The following is a 15,287-nucleotide window of genomic DNA, read 5'->3' as shown; positions in this document are numbered from 1 at the left end:
AGTCTCATAGGGTGCTCTTTACGTGACGATCGATTTGTGAGGCAGCGCGCCAAGTGCGTCTATATTTGGGTATCGGGACAATTCGGTTGATGGGGAGTCAACGAACTGCCAAGTAATGCTTGGGGAACGCCACCATGGGGATGTGGATCTCAAATTTAGTAGCTGAGAGACAGGTCACACAAAGACGGATTGTGTGTCCCTACATAGAATTTCCTTATGGCATCCTGGCCCCAATGAGGGCTTGGAGGAAGGCAGACCCATGGACACGCGGAAGCTCTCGTATTTTGTAAAGATCGTCGATTCGGGGAGCATCACCAAGGCGGCCGCTGCGCTCCACGTCGCCCAGCCTGCCCTCAGCCAGCAGGTGTCGGCGCTGGAAAGCGATTTGAAGCAGCGCCTCCTGATCCGCAGTAAGCAAGGAGTCGAGCCAACCGCCGCAGGACACACCCTCTATCGCCATGCCCAGACCATCCTGCGGCTCGTGGAACAAGCCAGGCTGGACGTGGCGGCATCCGGGGCGGCGCCGTCGGGCAGGGTGTCCATCGCTATTGCGCCGTACAGCATGGCTTCCAGCCTGACACCGCAGATCATCCGCGAGGTCGGCCGGCGATACCCGGACATCGTGGTCCACCTGACCGAGATCTTCGGCGGGGTGCTGAGCGAGGCAATCAAGAACGGCCGCCTCGACATGGCCCTGATCTACGAGCCGGGAAAGATCCGTGGAGTGCAGTTCACCACCATGATTGTGGAAGACCTGCACCTGGTGACCCATGAAGACGTCGATGTGGCGCAGGGACGCTCTACTGTCACGCTTGAAGAAGCCAGCACCCTTGGACTGTTCCTCCCTGAAAAGAACCACACTTTGCGCCAGATCATCGAGAAAGGGCTGGCCGAGCAAGGATTGCCGCTGCGGCTCGTAGGAGAAGTGGAGTCGGTTCCCTCTCTGGTCCGGCTCATCCGCGCAAACCTCGGGGCCACTGTGCTTCCCAAATCCGCCGCTGATGCGCTCTTCCCCGAGGAGAACTTCAAGGTCCTGCGGATCGTCGAACCGGCCCTGCAGAGCAAGATTGCCCTGTGCACCCCCGACCATGAGCCGCTGTCCGAAGCCGCCTCTGCCGTGCTCATCCTGGTCAAGGAGATGCTGCAGCAGCAGCTGATCAACAAGTACGCGGCCGATCCATCCGGGGCTTGATCCATCCATAACATTGCCTTATCCGGACAGACATCTTTGGTCTTATTCACGGGCGTTTTTATTTCCTAATATCGAATTAGCAAGCAATTCGAAAGCGGTTCGCGGATTCCGTGAACCCAATCAAAGGAACAGCGGTGAAAAAGATCAGCCAGACCCGGTGGGCTTCGAATCCAACCCTCGGAACGATCAGCGCACGGACAGGATTCCACTGCCCAAGGAATGGTTTCTGGCGTCCCTTGGGCGGCGTGGGCGAACCCCTCTTCGTCTTCGAAGGAAGCCTCATGCCGGCTCACGCCGGACACAGCATCGAGTGGTACCTGGTCGACGCCCGGCCAGGACACCCCGGACTGGACTGACCCGGCTTTCCACCCAAGGCGCCTTGCCCCAGGCAGGGCGTCTTCTGCGTGCCCGGAATCGGGCACGCAAATGGCCGGCCACCGCATCCGGTGACCGGCCTGAGCGTGCCAATCAGTCTTCGACCAGGAGCCCCTTGGCCTTCAGCTTTTCCGTCAGCCCGCACAACTCAATGGTGGTGCCTCCGGCGTGGTAGGCCTTGATGAGCTCGCGTTCGGCGTCGTCCCGGGCCTGGGAGAGCGCGATGACCTCCTCGGCTTCCTCACGGCGCACCACTACGACGCCGTCAGCGTCACCGCGGAGGATGTCGCCCGGGTAGATGATTTCATCGCCGAAAACGAGGGGGTGGTTGATCGGCCCAAGGGTTTCCTTGACCGTCCCTTTGATGCAGACGCTGCCTGAGAACACCGGGAGGCCCAGTTCGATGAGGTCCTGGGTGTCACGCACACCGGAATCCGTCACCATGGCCGCGATCCCCTTGGCCTTCATGGCGTTGCCCAAGACGTCGCCGAAGGTTCCGGCGTCGGAGAATTCCTGCGCACCGACCAGGACCACGTCGCCGGCCTGGGCGTAGTGGATGGCGACCTGCAGCATGAGGTTGTCCTGCGGTGCGCAGGCCACGGTCACGGCCGGCCCGCAGAAGGACATGGAGCGGTCGATCGGCTTGATCTTGGAGCTCAAGGCGCCGCGGCGGCCCTGGGCTTCGTGGATGGTCGCGGAGGAGAACGCCGCGAGGCGGCTGACGACGTCGGCGTCCGGCCTCTGGAACTTGGTCTTGACGTGGATCATTTCCTGAATCTTTCTCTTGGCTGGCTCTGGGGTGCCTGTAGGGCTTAGTTGAGGGCGCTGACTGCCTTGTGGATCGAGTCCACGCCGGCGTTGATGGTCTCCAGCGATGTGGCGAAGGAGATCCGGAAGTAAGGGCCAAGGCCATACGCCGAGCCCTGGATGACGGCGACCGCGGCCGCGTTGAGGAGGTACATCGTGAAGTCCTGGTCGTTCTCGATGACCGTGCCGTCCGGAGCTGTCTTGCCGATGACGCCGCTGCAGTTCACGTAGGCGTAGAAGGCGCCCTCGGCGGGCGCAACGGAAAGTCCCTCGATGGCGTTGAGGCCTTCGACGGCGACGTCCCGGCGCTTGCGGTACACCTCCACGCTGTCCCGGACGAACGACTGGTCGCCGTTCAGCGCGGCTGCCGCCGCTGCCTGGCTGACCGACGACGGGCAGGAGGAGGTCTGCGACTGCAGCTTGTTCATCGCTGCGATCAAAGGCGCCGGACCCACACCGTAGCCAAGGCGCCAACCGGTCATGGCATAGGCCTTGGAGACGCCGTTGACCAGGAGGATGCGGTCGCGGAGGGACGGAACGGCAGTGACGAGGCTCGTCACCCGGCCGTCCCCGAAGTGGATTTCGTCATAGATCTCATCGGTGAGGACGTAGACGTTCGGGAATTCCTCGAGGACGGAGCCGAGCGCCTGCAGTTCTTCGCGTGAGTACACCGCGCCCGTCGGGTTGGACGGAGCGTTGAGGATGAGCCACTTGGTCTTGGCAGTGATGGCTTCGCGGAGGGCGCCCGGGGTGAGTTTGAAGCCGGTGTCTTCTCCGCAAGCGACGATCACGGGCGTGCCGTCGTTGGCGAGGACCATGTCCGGGTAGGACACCCAGTACGGTGCCGGGACGATGACCTCGTCGCCGTCGTTGAGCGATGCCATGAGCGCAACGTAGATGACTTGCTTGGCGCCGCCGCCGATGGTCAGCTGGTTCGCTGCGTAATGTACGCCGGTGTGGCTTTCAATCCGACGGAGGATGGCGGCCTGCAGCTCGGGCGTCCCAGTCACCGAAGTGTATTTGGTCTGGCCGGCGTTGATCGCTTCGATAGCAGCCGCCTTGATGTGGTCAGGGGTGTCGAAGTCCGGCTCGCCGACGGTCAGGTCGATGATCGGGATGCCTTCGGCTCGTAGTTCACGGACGCGGGCGGCGGCCGCAACGCTCGCTGAGGACTTGATGCGTGCGACCCTCGACGCCGGCAGGTACTCGGACATTTGTCTTCTCCAGAATCGTGAAACTCAGGATTCGGGTGTCGAATCCCCAATTTCGAGACTAGGCACTGCCGGGCGCCGTGGATAAGACCTAATGTGCGTGGATCAATAAGAGAGTCTTATGACCTCCTGTCCCGTATGGGAATTCCACGCACCATTCGGGGATTTTGTTTCCCATATGGGCAATCTTCTATGCACTTTCCTTATGGGTTCACGCGGTATTGGTATTTCCGCAGCCCTGCGAACGGGGCCTAGATTCTTCAGATCAGGGAAGCCGTGATCCATCGGGACCGGGCCGGAAAGGGAGTACATGCAAGCTCAACCAGAGACCACTCCCCGCCGCTCGACGACCGGCAGGTACACCTACCGCGCCAAGGCGCCAGTGGAGCGTGAAGACCGCGCGCCGGCCACCGGTGAACACAACAAGCTCATCCATTCGCTCACAGCCCATAAGCAACTCCTATCTCAAGCGACAAGCGCCATCCGGGCATTGACCGCTGCCCGCAACGAGATGATCGCCCAGGCCCTTGAAGACGGGCTCACCTTGGCCACCATTTCCGCGCTGACCGGGGAAAATATTCGGGCCGTCCGAACCATCGGTTTGGCTTATGACGACCTTCACCCGAGTGAGCTTCCGCGAGGCGCACACGTGGATGGCCTAAAGGCGAAAAGCGAGCAACTCAAAGCAGCCGAAAGGCACCGCGACCAGATCGTTAATCAGCGGGAAGCGTTGATTGTCACTGCGCTCCGCACCCAAGCCTGCGATGAACTTGAACTTGCCTCGCTGACCGGCCTCACACCCGACCATATCCGCAGGTCAACGCGGGGCATCGCACGCTCCGCCTAGCTTACTTCGTTCACTCTTTCTTTGCGGGCGGCGTCCTGCAGCTGAACAGTTCCTGTGTTCCTGTTTTCCTGGCGATGAGCACCGTCAATGCGCGGGCTGACGGAGAAATCGGTTCAAAATGTTGGATTGATCGCGCACCAACGTTCCAGATGCGCATTACGCCCAGCACCCGGTCGTGCTCATCCGTGGCCACCAAGGGCGGACTTCCCTGCCCTGCCATGGGCCTGCGTTTCCAGCACAGACTGACCACCGTCGCGTGCTCCCAGAATTCCACGGCGGTTACGAAGAATTCGTGTCCCTGATCGTCCAGGAACAACCCCGACTGCGGGACGTAAACCGCCCGAAGATCGTACTCCACAGGGCCTGAACGCCTTTCAGCCGGCGGTTGGGCGGTGACTGCAGATTGTTGACGACTGAGATCTGGTTGCGGGACCACGGCATGCTCCATTGAAATTGCGGCCGACCCCCTCCTCGACCGCCCCCGAGCGGCCTCGGGATATCCAATGTAGCTCCGTCCAGGGACCTCGGGAAGAGTACCGACTACCTACCTAGTTCAGTAGCTCGACGGCGCGTCACCTGTCCCGCCAAGGGGAGCTCCGCCGTCGGGGGCTGTTGGGATGAACTTGTCCGCGAGGGCTTCGGTGCCGCGCGCCAGCAGCGCGACATCGGCGCCGACCAGCACGAACGACGCACCGGCGTCCATATACGCACGCGCTGTGGCTTCGTTGAAGGCGTTCACGCCGGCGGGCTTGCCCGCGGTCTTCGCCGCCGTGAGGCAGTGCTCGACGGCGGCACGCACCTTCGGGTGTTCCTGCTCGCCGAGCAGGCCCATGGACGCGGCGAGGTCGGAGGGGCCGAGGAAGATGGCGTCGACGCCGTCGACCGCCAGGATCTCCTCGACCGCGGCGACGGAGGCCTCGGTTTCGATCTGGACCGTGACGCTGATGGTTCCGGCGGACCGGGCGAGGTAGTCCGGGATGCGGTTCCAGCGCGAGGCGCGGGCCAGGGCCGAGCCGACCCCCCGGACCCCGTGCGGCGGGTAGCGCACGGCCGCGACGGCGGCCTTTGCTTCCGCGGCGGAGTTGACCATGGGGATCAGCAGGTCCTGCACTCCCAGGTCCAGGTATTGTTTCAAAAGCACGGTGTCGTTGACCGGCGGCCGGACGACGGCCTGGACGGGGTAGCCGCGGACGGCCTGGAGCTGGGCGAGGATGGATTCGAGGCCGTTGGGGCTGTGTTCGGCGTCGATCAGGAGCCAGTCCAGCCCCGCCCCGGCGCACAGTTCCGCGATCAGCGGGCTGCCCGAGCACACCCACATCCCGATGAGGGGCCGGCCGGCAGGGCCGGTTTGGTCCCGCAGGGCGTCGCGGAACGTGCGGTCTGGTTCTACTCGAACCGGCATGTGACAACTCCCAAGGGTCCGTAGTCGGCGTGGACGGTATCGCCTTTGTACACCCAGAGCGGGCGGGTGAAGGACCCTGCGAGGATGATCTCCCCGGCCTTCAGCCCGTCGCCGTGCGGGGCGATCTTGTTGGCGAGCCAGTGCACCCCGTTCGCGGGGTGGTCCAGGACGCCGGCGGCGACGCCGGTTTCCTCCACGGTCTGGTTCTTGTACAGGATCGCCGATACCCAGCGGAGGTCGACGGCGTCCGGGCGGACCGGACGCCCGCCCACCACCATGGCACCCATGGCCGCGTTGTCCGAGATGGTGTCCACGATGGTCCGGCCCTCCATCTCGATCCTGGAATCCAGGATCTCAAGGGCCGGAACCACGTAATCGGTGGCGTTCAGGACGTCGAAGATCGTACAACCCGGGCCCTTGAGCCCGTCCTTGAGCACGAACGCCAGCTCCACCTCCACCCGGGGGTGGGTGTACTGGTCCCACGCCACGGAGCACCCGGTTTCCAGGACCATGTCGTCGAAGATGGCGCCATAGTCCGGTTCAGTAATGCCCGTGGCAGCCTGCATGGCTTTGGACGTCAGCCCGATCTTGCGGCCCACCAGCTTCCGGCCAGCGTCCTCGTTGCGGCGCCGCCACAACTGCTGCACGGCATAGGAATCCTCCACCGTCATCTCCGGGTAGCGGGCAGTCAGCCGCGGCACCGGAGTCCGGCTCCGGCCGGCTTCCAACAGTTCATCGGCAATGGTTTCAATCGTCTTCGGGTCAAGCATCTCCACACTCCGTTCGGCCATCCTGCGGTCAGCATACGTTGAGGGCTGCGAGCCTAGAGCTGCGAGCCGACCTTGAAACCCATCTTTTCCCCCGCGGGGCCGCCGTCGGGCTGGCGGGTGTAGGAGAAGCCGTCGGCGCCGACGGTGACGGCCATTTCGCTCTTTTCCTCGCGGACGACGACCGGCTGGGGGTTGCCGTCCAGGTCCAGGACGAGGGAGGCCTCGGTGTACCAGGACGGGACCACGGGGTTGCCCCACCAGTCGCGGCGCTGGTTGTCGTGCACGTCCCAGGTGACGGTGGGGTTGTCCGGGTCCCCGGTGTAGTAGTCCTGGGTGTAGATCTCGATGCGGTGCCCGTCCGGGTCCAGGATGTACAGGTAGAAGGCGTTGGACACGCCGTGCCGGCCGGGGCCGCGTTCGATCCGGTCGCTGATGCGCAGGGCGCCCATCTTGTCGCAGATCTGGATGATGTTGTGCTTCTCATGCGTCGAGAACGCGATGTGGTGCAGGCGGGGTCCGTTGCCGCCGGTCAGGGCGGTGTCATGCACGGTCTGCTTGCGGTGCATCCACGCGGCGTAGGTGACGCCGTCGGAATCCTTGATGTCTTCCGAGACCCGGAAGCCGAGGTCCTCGAGGTAGGCCCGGCCTCGGGGAACATCGGGCGTGACCTGGTTGAAGTGGTCCAGGCGGACGAGCTCACCGGCGGAGTAGAGGTCGTAGCGCTGGGTGAGGCGTTCGACGTGTTCGACGTCGTAGAAGAATTCGTAGGGGAAGCCCAGGGGGTCCTCGACGCGGACGGAGTCGCCGACGCCCTTGGTGAAGCCGTCCTTGCGGCGTTCCACCCGGCAGCCGAGCTCGCGGTAGTAGGCCTCGGCGGCGTCCACCTCGGCCGGGGACTTCACCCGGTAAGCGAACGCGGCCGCGGCGGCGACCGGTCCCTTGCGCAGGACCAGGTTGTGGTGGATGAACTCCTCGAAGGAGCGCAGGTAGATGGTGTCCTCGTCTTCCTCGGTCACGTGCAGGCCGAGCAGGTCCACGTAGAACTCGCGGGACTTGGCGAGGTCCGTGACGACGAGTTCGAGGTAGGCGCAGCGGACAATATCCGGCGCCGGGACGGTGGGAGTGGGAACGAAGTTGCTCATGGGGTTCTCTCTTCTTTGAAAGGGTGTCACCCAACTGACTCGCAGTAGGTGTCGTTTTGGAGCCTCATAACGACAACAAGTGCGAGTCAGTTGGGCTGGGATGGGCGTTGGCGGGTTAGGCGCCGAACTTGGGGGTGTGCACGGTGCCAAGGGTGATGTGGACGGCCTGCTGGTCGGTGTAGAAATCGATCGAGCGGTAGCCGCCTTCGTGGCCCAGGCCGGAAGCCTTGACGCCGCCGAACGGGGTGCGGAGATCGCGGACGTTGTGGCTGTTGAGCCACACCATGCCGGCCTCGATGTTCTGGGCGAAGTTGTGCGCGCGGGTCAGGTTCTGGGTCCAGATGTAGGCCGCCAGGCCGTATTTGGTGTTGTTCGCGAGGGCGAGGGCTTCGTCGTCGTTCTCGAAGGGGGTGATCGCGACGACGGGTCCGAAGATCTCCTCCTGGAAGATCCGGGCGTCGGGTGCGACGTCGGCGAACACGGTCGGCGCAATATAGTTGCCTGCGGGCAGGTGTTCCGGGCGTCCGCCGCCTGCGAGCAGCCGGCCCTCGGTTTTGCCGATCTCCACATACGAGGCGACCTTTTCGTAATGCTCGGGGTGGACGAGGGCACCGACCTGGGTCTTGGGGTCGTGCGGGTCGCCGACGACGATGTTCTTCGCGCGGGCCGCGTACTTTTCGCAGAACTCCTCATAGATGGCGCGTTCGACGAGGATGCGTGAGCCGGCGGTGCAGCGTTCCCCGTTGAGGGAGAAGACCCCGAACAGGGCCGAGTCGATCGCGGCGTCCAGGTCGGCGTCGGCGAACACGACGCACGGTGACTTGCCGCCCAGCTCCATGGACAGGCCCTTGAGGTTGGCGGCGGCGTTGCGGAAGATCGTCTGGCCCGTGGTGGTCTCCCCGGTGAAGGAGATCAGCGGAACGTCCGGATGCTTCACGAGCGCGTCGCCGGCTTCCTCGCCGAGGCCGTTGACCAGGTTGAACACGCCGTCCGGCAGGCCCGCGTCCTTGAAGATCTGTACCCAGAGCGAGGCCGAGAGCGGGGTGAATTCGGCTGGCTTGAGGACAACGGTGTTGCCGGTGGCCAAGGCCGGGGCGAGCTTCCAAGACTCGAGCATGAACGGGGTGTTCCACGGCGTGATCAGGCCCGCGACGCCGATCGGCTTGCGGTTGACGTAATTGATCTGGGAGCCCGGGACCTTCATGGCGTCGTCGAACTGGGCCACGATCAGGTCCGCGAAGAACCGGAAGTTCTCTGCCGCGCGCAACGCCTGGCCCTTGGCCTGGGTGATCGGCAGGCCGGTGTCGAAGGTCTCCAGTTCGGCGAGGCGCTCCTCCTGGGCTTCGACGGCGTCGGCGATCCTGTTCAGGACGCGGGCACGCTCGCGTGGCTTCATCTTCGGCCACGGACCGCTCACGAACGCTTCGCGGGCTGCGGCGACGGCAAGGTCGATGTCTTCCTTCTGCCCGGCCGCGGCAGTGGCGTAATTGGAGTTGGACACCGGGTCCAGGACGTCGAAGGTCTTCCCGGACACCGAGTCAACGAACCGGCCGTTGATGAAGTGCTGGATGTGGGTGGGAAGGTCCTTCGGGACGTAGTGGGTGGTGGTTTCTGGTGCAGTGAACGTCATTGTTTCTCTTCCTTTTCTGCCTTGAAGGATTGTCAGATGCTTTTTGCTTGTGCGAGGTAGGCATCCAAGGTGGCGCTGCGGTGGCGGCGGGCGGCTTGTTCGATGGTGTCGGCGTCGGCGTTGCTTTCAATGAGCTGGAGCAGTGCCTCGTGCTCCTTGACGGATTCCTGCGCACGGCCGGGGACGAAGCGGAATGTCGAGGCGCGGATCGACGCGAGCCGGTTCCAGCCCCGGTGCACGAGGTCCAGGATGTGCGGATTGGGACAGTGTTCAAAGAGCACGCTGTGGAAATCCTGGTTCAACGCCGTGAAGCGGACCGGATCGAAATGCTCCAGGCAGTCGCGCATCTCCTCGTTCACCGCACGGGCCCGCGCGATCGCCACGGAATCGATCAACGGTGCGGACAACGCCGTCGCGGCCCCCTCGATGATGCTCAGGGTCTGCATCGTGTACAGGTACTCCGTGGGGTCGATCCCGGAGACCGTCGCGCCGACGTTGCGCTCGAATTTCACGAGACCTTCGGCCTCCAGGCGGCGGATCGCCTCCCGGACCGGGACCACGCTCACACCCAGGTCCTCGGCGATCTTCGCCAGCACCAGCCGGTAACCCGGCGTGTAGGTGCCCTCCACGATCCGCGCCTTCACGGCCGCATAGGCCTGCTCGGACTTGCTCCCGACGGCGGTTTCAGTCACCTTTGGTTCCTTCCCATTCCTGGTAACGGGCACGCCACTGGGCGTTCATCGGATACAAACCGTCCACGCTGTTGCCCTGCTTGACCATTTCGAAGATGAAGGCCTCTTCCTTCTCCTGCTCGATGCACTCATCCACCAGTTCCCCCGCGATGGCCGGCGGGATCACCAGGATGCCGTCCGAGTCGGCCACGATGATGTCCCCGGGCTGGACCGTGGCCCCGCCGCAGGCGATGGTGATGTCCGTGTCCCACGGGATGTGCCGCCGGCCCAGCACAGCCGGGTGCGGGTTGGCGAAATAGGTGGGCATGTCCAGTCCTGCCACCGCGGAATAGTCGCGCACCCCGCCGTCGGTGATGATCGCCGCGGCACCGCGCATCTGGGCACGCATCGCGAGGATGTCCCCGATGGTCCCGGTGCCCTTTTCGCCGCGGGCCTCCATGACCAGGATCTCGCCTTCGTTGACGGAGTCAATGGCGCGTTTCTGCGCGTTGAAACCGCCTCCGTGGGTTGCGAACAGGTCCTCGCGGTTGGGCACGTAGCGCAGGGTCCGGGCGAGCCCGACGACGCGGCGGTCCGGGCGCGTGGCCTGCAACCCGTCGATACTCACATTGTTCAGCCCGCGCTTGCGCAATTGGCTGGACAGGGTGGCGGTCGCGACGGACTCGAGTTTCTTCTTCAGTTCCGGCGTCAGGACGGGGACGACGGCGGCAAGGCCCACCGCTTCGCGGGTACCGTATGCTTCCTCCCGCTGGGTGTCATCGGCCTTGGGCCGGGCACCGAAGTCCGCGAACGCCGTCGTACCCTCCGTGACTGTGGTGGTGAGGCGGCCGCTACTGAAATCACCGGCGGTGACTTCAACCTCGACGACGTCGCCCGGCTTGGCGACCGAGGCGCCGGCCGGGGTACCGGTCAGGATGATGTCGCCGGTTTCGAGCGTCAGGAGCTGGGAGAGATCGGCAACGAGGCGCGCGAAGGGAAACAAAAGGTCTTCGGTGGTGTCGTCCTGGACAAGTTCACCGTTGTGCCAAGTGCGGATCCGCAACCCGGAGGGGTCGACGTCGGCGGCCGGGATGAGCGCGGGACCTACCGGGGTGAAGCCGTCCCCGCCCTTTGACCGGAGGTTGGAGCCCTTGTCGGCGTAGCGGAGGTCATAGACGCCAAGGTCGTTGCTGGCCGTGACCCACTGGACGTGGCCCCACGCGTCCTCCATGCCCACGCGGCGGGCGGGCTTGCCGATGACCAGCGCGATCTCGCCCTCATAGCCGAGGAGTTCACAGCCCGCCGGACGCTCCACCGCAGAGCCACTGAGAGCAAGAGAGGACGATGGCTTCAGGAAATACGACGGCTGTTCCGGCGTACGGCCGCGCTGGGCCGCCCGGCTGGGGTAGTTGATGTGCACCGCGATGACCTTGCGGGCCGCGGCCAGGATGTGGTCGGTGACCTTTTCCAAGATTTACTCCTCATCGAGTACGAAATCGTATACGATAACTATGGCCCGGGAGTTTCGGAACGTCAACCCCCTGCATCCCGCCGCAAAGGCCTTGTCCCCCACCCACGCCTGCCGTACAGTTTGTATCCAATTCTGGGTTCAGATAGAGAATTTACAGTTCTATAATTGAACAACCACACGATGAAGTGAGGATTCCCATGCAGTTCCACCACCACGGTTACGTGTCCGGTGACCCGCGAGTCCAGGCGGCTGCCGGCGTCGGGATCAATCGGCCGGCCGACCTTCCCGACGAGGTCGACGTGCTCATTGTGGGCAGCGGCCCCGCAGGCATGCTCGCCGCCGCGCAGTTGTCCCAGTTCCCGGGAGTCACAACCCGGATCGTGGAGCGCCGCCCCGGAAGGCTCGCGATCGGCCAGGCCGACGGTATCCAGGCACGGAGCGTGGAAACGTTCCAGGCCTTCGGATTCGCCGAACGGATTATTGCCGAGGCGTACCGGATCACCGAGATGGCATTCTGGAAGCCGGACCCCTCGGATCCCTCCCGCATCATCCGGACCGCCCGCGCCCTGGACGATCCCACAGGAGACATCAGCGAATTCCCGCACCTGATCGTCAACCAGGCGCGCGTGCTGGACTACTTCGCCGAATTCATGGCGAACTCCCCTGCCCGCATGTCCCCCGATTACGGATACGAGTTCCGCGGTCTTGAGGTCACCGGCGAAGGCGACTACCCCGTCACCGTCACCCTCCTCCACACAGCAGGACCCAACGAAGGCCAGGAGCGCGTTGTCCGGGCCAAGTACGTCGTGGGCGCCGATGGCGCGCGTAGCAAGGTGCGGGAGTCGATCGGCTGCACCCTGGCCGGCGACCAGGCCAACCACGCCTGGGGCGTCATGGACGTCCTTGCCGTCACGGACTTCCCCGACATCCGAACGAAATGCGCCATCCAGTCCGGCACTGGCGGCAGCATCCTTTTGATCCCACGCGAAGGCGGCCACCTCTTCCGCATGTACGTCGACCTCGGCGAAGTGAACCGGAACGACAACCGCTCCGTGCGCAACACCACCATCGACGAGATCATCGCTAAGGCCAACGAAATCCTCCATCCCTACACGCTCGATGTCCGCAACGTCGCGTGGCACAGCGTCTACGAAGTGGGCCACCGCCTCACGGACAGGTTCGACGACGTCCTGCCGGACGAGCGCGGCACCCGCACACCGCGTGTGTTCATTGCCGGCGACGCATGCCACACCCACAGCGCCAAAGCCGGCCAAGGCATGAACGTCTCCATGCAGGACGGCTTCAACCTTGCCTGGAAGCTCGGACACGTACTCGAAGGCCGCAGCCCAGAGAGCTTGCTGTCCACGTACTCCGCCGAACGCCAGGTGATTGCCAAGAACCTCATCGACTTCGACAAAGAGTGGTCCACGCTCATGGCGAAGAAGCCCGAAGAATTCGAGGATCCCACCGAGCTGGAGAACTTCTACGTGAGCACCGCGGAGTTCCCTGCCGGCTTCATGACCCACTACGCTCCCTCACCGCTCATCGCCGAGCCTACGTATCAAGACCTGGCCACGGGATTCACCATCGGGAAGCGTTTCAAGTCCGCTCCCGTGGTGCGCGTCTGCGATACCAACCCGCTCCAGCTCGGCCACCAGGCCAAGGCGGACGGACGGTGGCGCATCTATGTCTTCGCGGACGCAAGCGAAGCTGCCGGAACGGCACAAGGGGGAACGTCGCCCGTCGTCGACTTTGCCGAGTGGATCGCGAACTCGCCGGACTCGCCTTTGGCCGCAACGCCGTCGGGCGCTGACCGGAACGCGTGGTTCGACGTGAAGGTGATCTACCAGCAGGAGCACACGAGCGTCGACATCGGAGCGGTGCCGGAAGCGTTCAAGCCGCAGGTGGGACCGTTCAAGCTCACGTACCTCGAGAACGTCTACGGCACCGATCCTTCGGCCGACATCTTCGAGCTGCGCGGCCTCGACCGCGGCGGCGTCGTGGTGGTGGTGCGGCCGGACCAGTACGTGGCGAACGTGTTGCCCTTGACCGCGACGGCGGAACTCGCCGCGTTCTTCGCGCCCCTCCTTCGAACGGGACGGGCCGCGGCAGTGTGAGCTGTTGGCGTTCCGGCGTGCGGGACCAACTCAAGGGTTCATTCTGTCGGTGGCCCGTCGTAGGGTACCGGCATGGATATCATCATGGTTCCCGGATTCTGGTTGGACGCTTCTTCATGGTCGGAGGTCACCCCGCCGCTCGTTGCTGCAGGGCATACGGTCCACCCGCTCACGCTGCCTGGGCTGGAAGCTGTTGACGCCCCGAAGTCAGGGATCGGCCTCAGGGATCACATCGAAGCAGTAGTGGCGGCGGTCGACGCCGTTGGCAATCCCGTAGTACTGGTCGGCCACTCCGGCGGAGGTGCCATCATCCACGGCGCGGTCGACGCCCGCCCGGACCGCGTGGTCCGGGCGGTCTACGTGGATAGCGGCCCGCTCGGCGAGGGCGGTGTCATCAACGACGAACTGCCAGTCGAGGGCGATGCCGTGCCCTTGCCACCATGGGAGCTTTTCGAAAATGAGGATCTCGTGGACCTCAACGAGGAGCTGCGGGCCGCCTTCCGCGCACGCGCCATCCCGGAGCCAAAGAACGTGACCAGCGATAAACAGCGCTTGCACGATGTGCGCCGCTACGACGTCCCGGCCACCATCATCGCGTGCGAATTCCCCTCCAGCCTGCTCGGCGAATGGATCGAATCCGGCCACCCCTTCGTCGCTGAGCTCGCGCGCATCAACGACGTCGAATTCATGGATCTGCCCACCGGGCACTGGCCCCAGTTCACCAAGCCGCTTGAACTCGGCGAGGCCATTCTTGCGGCGGTTGAGCGGAGGGGGTAGGGCTACGATTCACGTCTTTAGCGCAGGCTGCAATGATTCCGCGAGCTCAGAGGTCCAAATCGGTGCAGCCGCTGAGATCGACGGCTCGTAACCAGCAGTCCGATCCGCCCGGGTTGACGCGGCCTGGATGGCTGCGCCCACGATGCCGGCCTCGTTCCTGAGTTTCGCGGGAACGACGGGGGTCCTCAGATTGAGGTGGGGAAGATATTCGTCGGCTCTTTGGGAGATGCCTCCGCCCAAAATGATGAGTTCGGGCGAGAACATGAACTCAAGTTCGGAAAGGTAACGTTGCAAGCGGACGCTGTATTCTTGCCAGCCCAATCCGTCACGTTCACGGGCGACGGCGGATGCCTTGGTTTCAGCGTCGTGGCCGTCGATGGAAATATGACCGAGCTCGACATTGGGCACTACGTTTCCGTCGAAAATCAGGGCTGATCCGATCCCGGCGCCCAGAGTAATGACCAAAACCGTGCCGCGCGTTCCGCTGCCGGCGCCGTAGCGGGCTTCCGCGAGTCCTGCGGCGTCGGCGTCGTTCAGGACGGCGACTGGCCGCCGAATGCGATCGGAGAAATCGGTGGCGATGTCGAAGTCGATGAAGGTTCTGTCCATGTTTGCCGCCGATCTGGACGTGCCTTGCTGGACGATGCCCGGAAAGGTTACGCCAACGCTTGAATCGCGTCCAGCATCGCTTCCGGCGGTGAGTTCCTCCACGAGTTGCCGAACAACATCGCCGACGGACTCCGGGTCAGCCGGTTGGGGCGTGGCCAGACGAACACAGGCTCCCAGGATCTCACCCTTTTCGAGGTCGACGACCCCGCCCTTGACCCCGGTTCCACCAATGTCAACGCCGATGAAATGGCCGGCGTCTGTCATGT

At 64.0% G+C, this 15,287-nt stretch carries 15 protein-coding genes; 5 read left to right on the top strand and 10 right to left on the bottom strand.

Translation table 11 applies throughout. The features are described 5' to 3' along the window. Positions 1 to 259 precede the first annotated feature (259 nt). The gene (locus BMF89_RS11410; RefSeq protein WP_078107202.1) at positions 260 to 1,192 is read left to right on the top strand and encodes a LysR substrate-binding domain-containing protein; all 933 of its coding nucleotides are present in this window, start codon (positions 260 to 262) and stop codon (positions 1,190 to 1,192) included. 134 nt (positions 1,193 to 1,326) lie between these two features. Further along, complete coding sequence (locus BMF89_RS11405) at positions 1,327 to 1,548, top strand: hypothetical protein (RefSeq protein ID WP_078107201.1); 222 nt, start codon at positions 1,327 to 1,329, stop codon at positions 1,546 to 1,548. A 112-nt stretch (positions 1,549 to 1,660) separates the two neighbouring features. Here the strand turns inward: BMF89_RS11405 and BMF89_RS11400 are convergent, their stop codons facing one another. Then, positions 1,661 to 2,335 carry a 4-carboxy-4-hydroxy-2-oxoadipate aldolase/oxaloacetate decarboxylase gene (locus tag BMF89_RS11400; RefSeq protein WP_059388748.1) on the bottom strand — a complete coding sequence of 225 codons (675 nt, stop codon included), beginning with the start codon at positions 2,333 to 2,335 and terminating at the stop codon, positions 1,661 to 1,663. 44 nt (positions 2,336 to 2,379) lie between these two features. Continuing rightward, the gene (locus BMF89_RS11395; RefSeq protein ID WP_078107200.1) at positions 2,380 to 3,588 is read right to left on the bottom strand and encodes an aspartate transaminase; all 1,209 of its coding nucleotides are present in this window, start codon (positions 3,586 to 3,588) and stop codon (positions 2,380 to 2,382) included. A gap of 307 nt (positions 3,589 to 3,895) precedes the next feature. On the opposite strand from BMF89_RS11395, the gene BMF89_RS11390 reads away from it, so the two are divergent. Continuing rightward, positions 3,896 to 4,432, top strand: a complete 537-nt coding sequence (locus tag BMF89_RS11390) for a hypothetical protein (protein ID WP_253190792.1) — start codon at positions 3,896 to 3,898, stop codon at positions 4,430 to 4,432. A 10-nt stretch (positions 4,433 to 4,442) separates the two neighbouring features. Here BMF89_RS11390 and BMF89_RS11385 read toward each other — a convergent pair whose 3' ends face one another. The 7 genes from BMF89_RS11385 to BMF89_RS11355 all read right to left on the bottom strand — a co-directional run bounded on the left by BMF89_RS11385 (position 4,443) and on the right by BMF89_RS11355 (position 11,518). Beyond that, positions 4,443 to 4,790 carry a hypothetical protein gene (locus BMF89_RS11385; protein ID WP_078107199.1) on the bottom strand — a complete coding sequence of 116 codons (348 nt, stop codon included), beginning with the start codon at positions 4,788 to 4,790 and terminating at the stop codon, positions 4,443 to 4,445. Positions 4,791 to 4,985: 195 nt separating this feature from the next. Continuing rightward, positions 4,986 to 5,834 (bottom strand): HpcH/HpaI aldolase/citrate lyase family protein, encoded by an 849-nt coding sequence (locus BMF89_RS11380; protein ID WP_078107198.1) that lies wholly within the window; start codon positions 5,832 to 5,834, stop codon positions 4,986 to 4,988. Beyond that, positions 5,819 to 6,604, bottom strand: coding sequence for a 2-oxo-hept-4-ene-1,7-dioate hydratase (gene hpaH / locus BMF89_RS11375; protein WP_078107197.1), 786 nt, complete (start codon positions 6,602 to 6,604; stop codon positions 5,819 to 5,821). Before hpaH ends, BMF89_RS11380 begins: the two co-directional genes overlap by 16 nt. A 53-nt stretch (positions 6,605 to 6,657) precedes the next feature. Then, on the bottom strand, positions 6,658 to 7,746 hold the full coding sequence (gene hpaD, locus BMF89_RS11370; RefSeq protein ID WP_078107196.1) for a 3,4-dihydroxyphenylacetate 2,3-dioxygenase: 1,089 nt from the start codon (positions 7,744 to 7,746) through the stop codon (positions 6,658 to 6,660). 115 nt (positions 7,747 to 7,861) lie between these two features. Further along, positions 7,862 to 9,376 carry a 5-carboxymethyl-2-hydroxymuconate semialdehyde dehydrogenase gene (gene hpaE, locus BMF89_RS11365; protein WP_078107195.1) on the bottom strand — a complete coding sequence of 505 codons (1,515 nt, stop codon included), beginning with the start codon at positions 9,374 to 9,376 and terminating at the stop codon, positions 7,862 to 7,864. Positions 9,377 to 9,408: 32 nt separating this feature from the next. After that, positions 9,409 to 10,068: a GntR family transcriptional regulator gene (locus BMF89_RS11360; protein WP_078107194.1), complete on the bottom strand. Its 660-nt coding sequence runs from the start codon at positions 10,066 to 10,068 to the stop codon at positions 9,409 to 9,411. Further along, a complete protein-coding gene (locus BMF89_RS11355; RefSeq protein ID WP_078107193.1) occupies positions 10,061 to 11,518 on the bottom strand; it encodes a fumarylacetoacetate hydrolase family protein in 1,458 nt (485 codons plus the stop codon). The genes BMF89_RS11360 and BMF89_RS11355 overlap by 8 nt, the downstream gene beginning before the upstream one ends. A gap of 197 nt (positions 11,519 to 11,715) precedes the next feature. Here BMF89_RS11355 and BMF89_RS11350 point away from each other — a divergent pair, with 197 nt between their 5' ends. Both BMF89_RS11350 and BMF89_RS11345 read left to right on the top strand, forming a co-directional pair. Next, positions 11,716 to 13,635 (top strand): FAD-binding monooxygenase, encoded by a 1,920-nt coding sequence (locus BMF89_RS11350; protein ID WP_078107192.1) that lies wholly within the window; start codon positions 11,716 to 11,718, stop codon positions 13,633 to 13,635. A 72-nt stretch (positions 13,636 to 13,707) separates the two neighbouring features. Further along, positions 13,708 to 14,412, top strand: coding sequence for an alpha/beta hydrolase (locus BMF89_RS11345; protein WP_078107191.1), 705 nt, complete (start codon positions 13,708 to 13,710; stop codon positions 14,410 to 14,412). A 9-nt stretch (positions 14,413 to 14,421) separates the two neighbouring features. Here the strand turns inward: BMF89_RS11345 and ppgK are convergent, their stop codons facing one another. Next, entirely contained in the window at positions 14,422 to 15,285 is an 864-nt protein-coding gene (gene ppgK, locus BMF89_RS11340; RefSeq protein ID WP_253190791.1) for a polyphosphate--glucose phosphotransferase, read from the bottom strand. Positions 15,286 to 15,287: the final 2 nt, after the last annotated feature.

Origin of the sequence: Arthrobacter sp. SRS-W-1-2016, assembly GCF_002009585.1 — a bacterium.
Classification (GTDB): domain Bacteria; phylum Actinomycetota; class Actinomycetes; order Actinomycetales; family Micrococcaceae; genus Arthrobacter; species Arthrobacter bambusae_A.
This window is presented reverse-complemented; position numbering and strand designations above follow the sequence as displayed.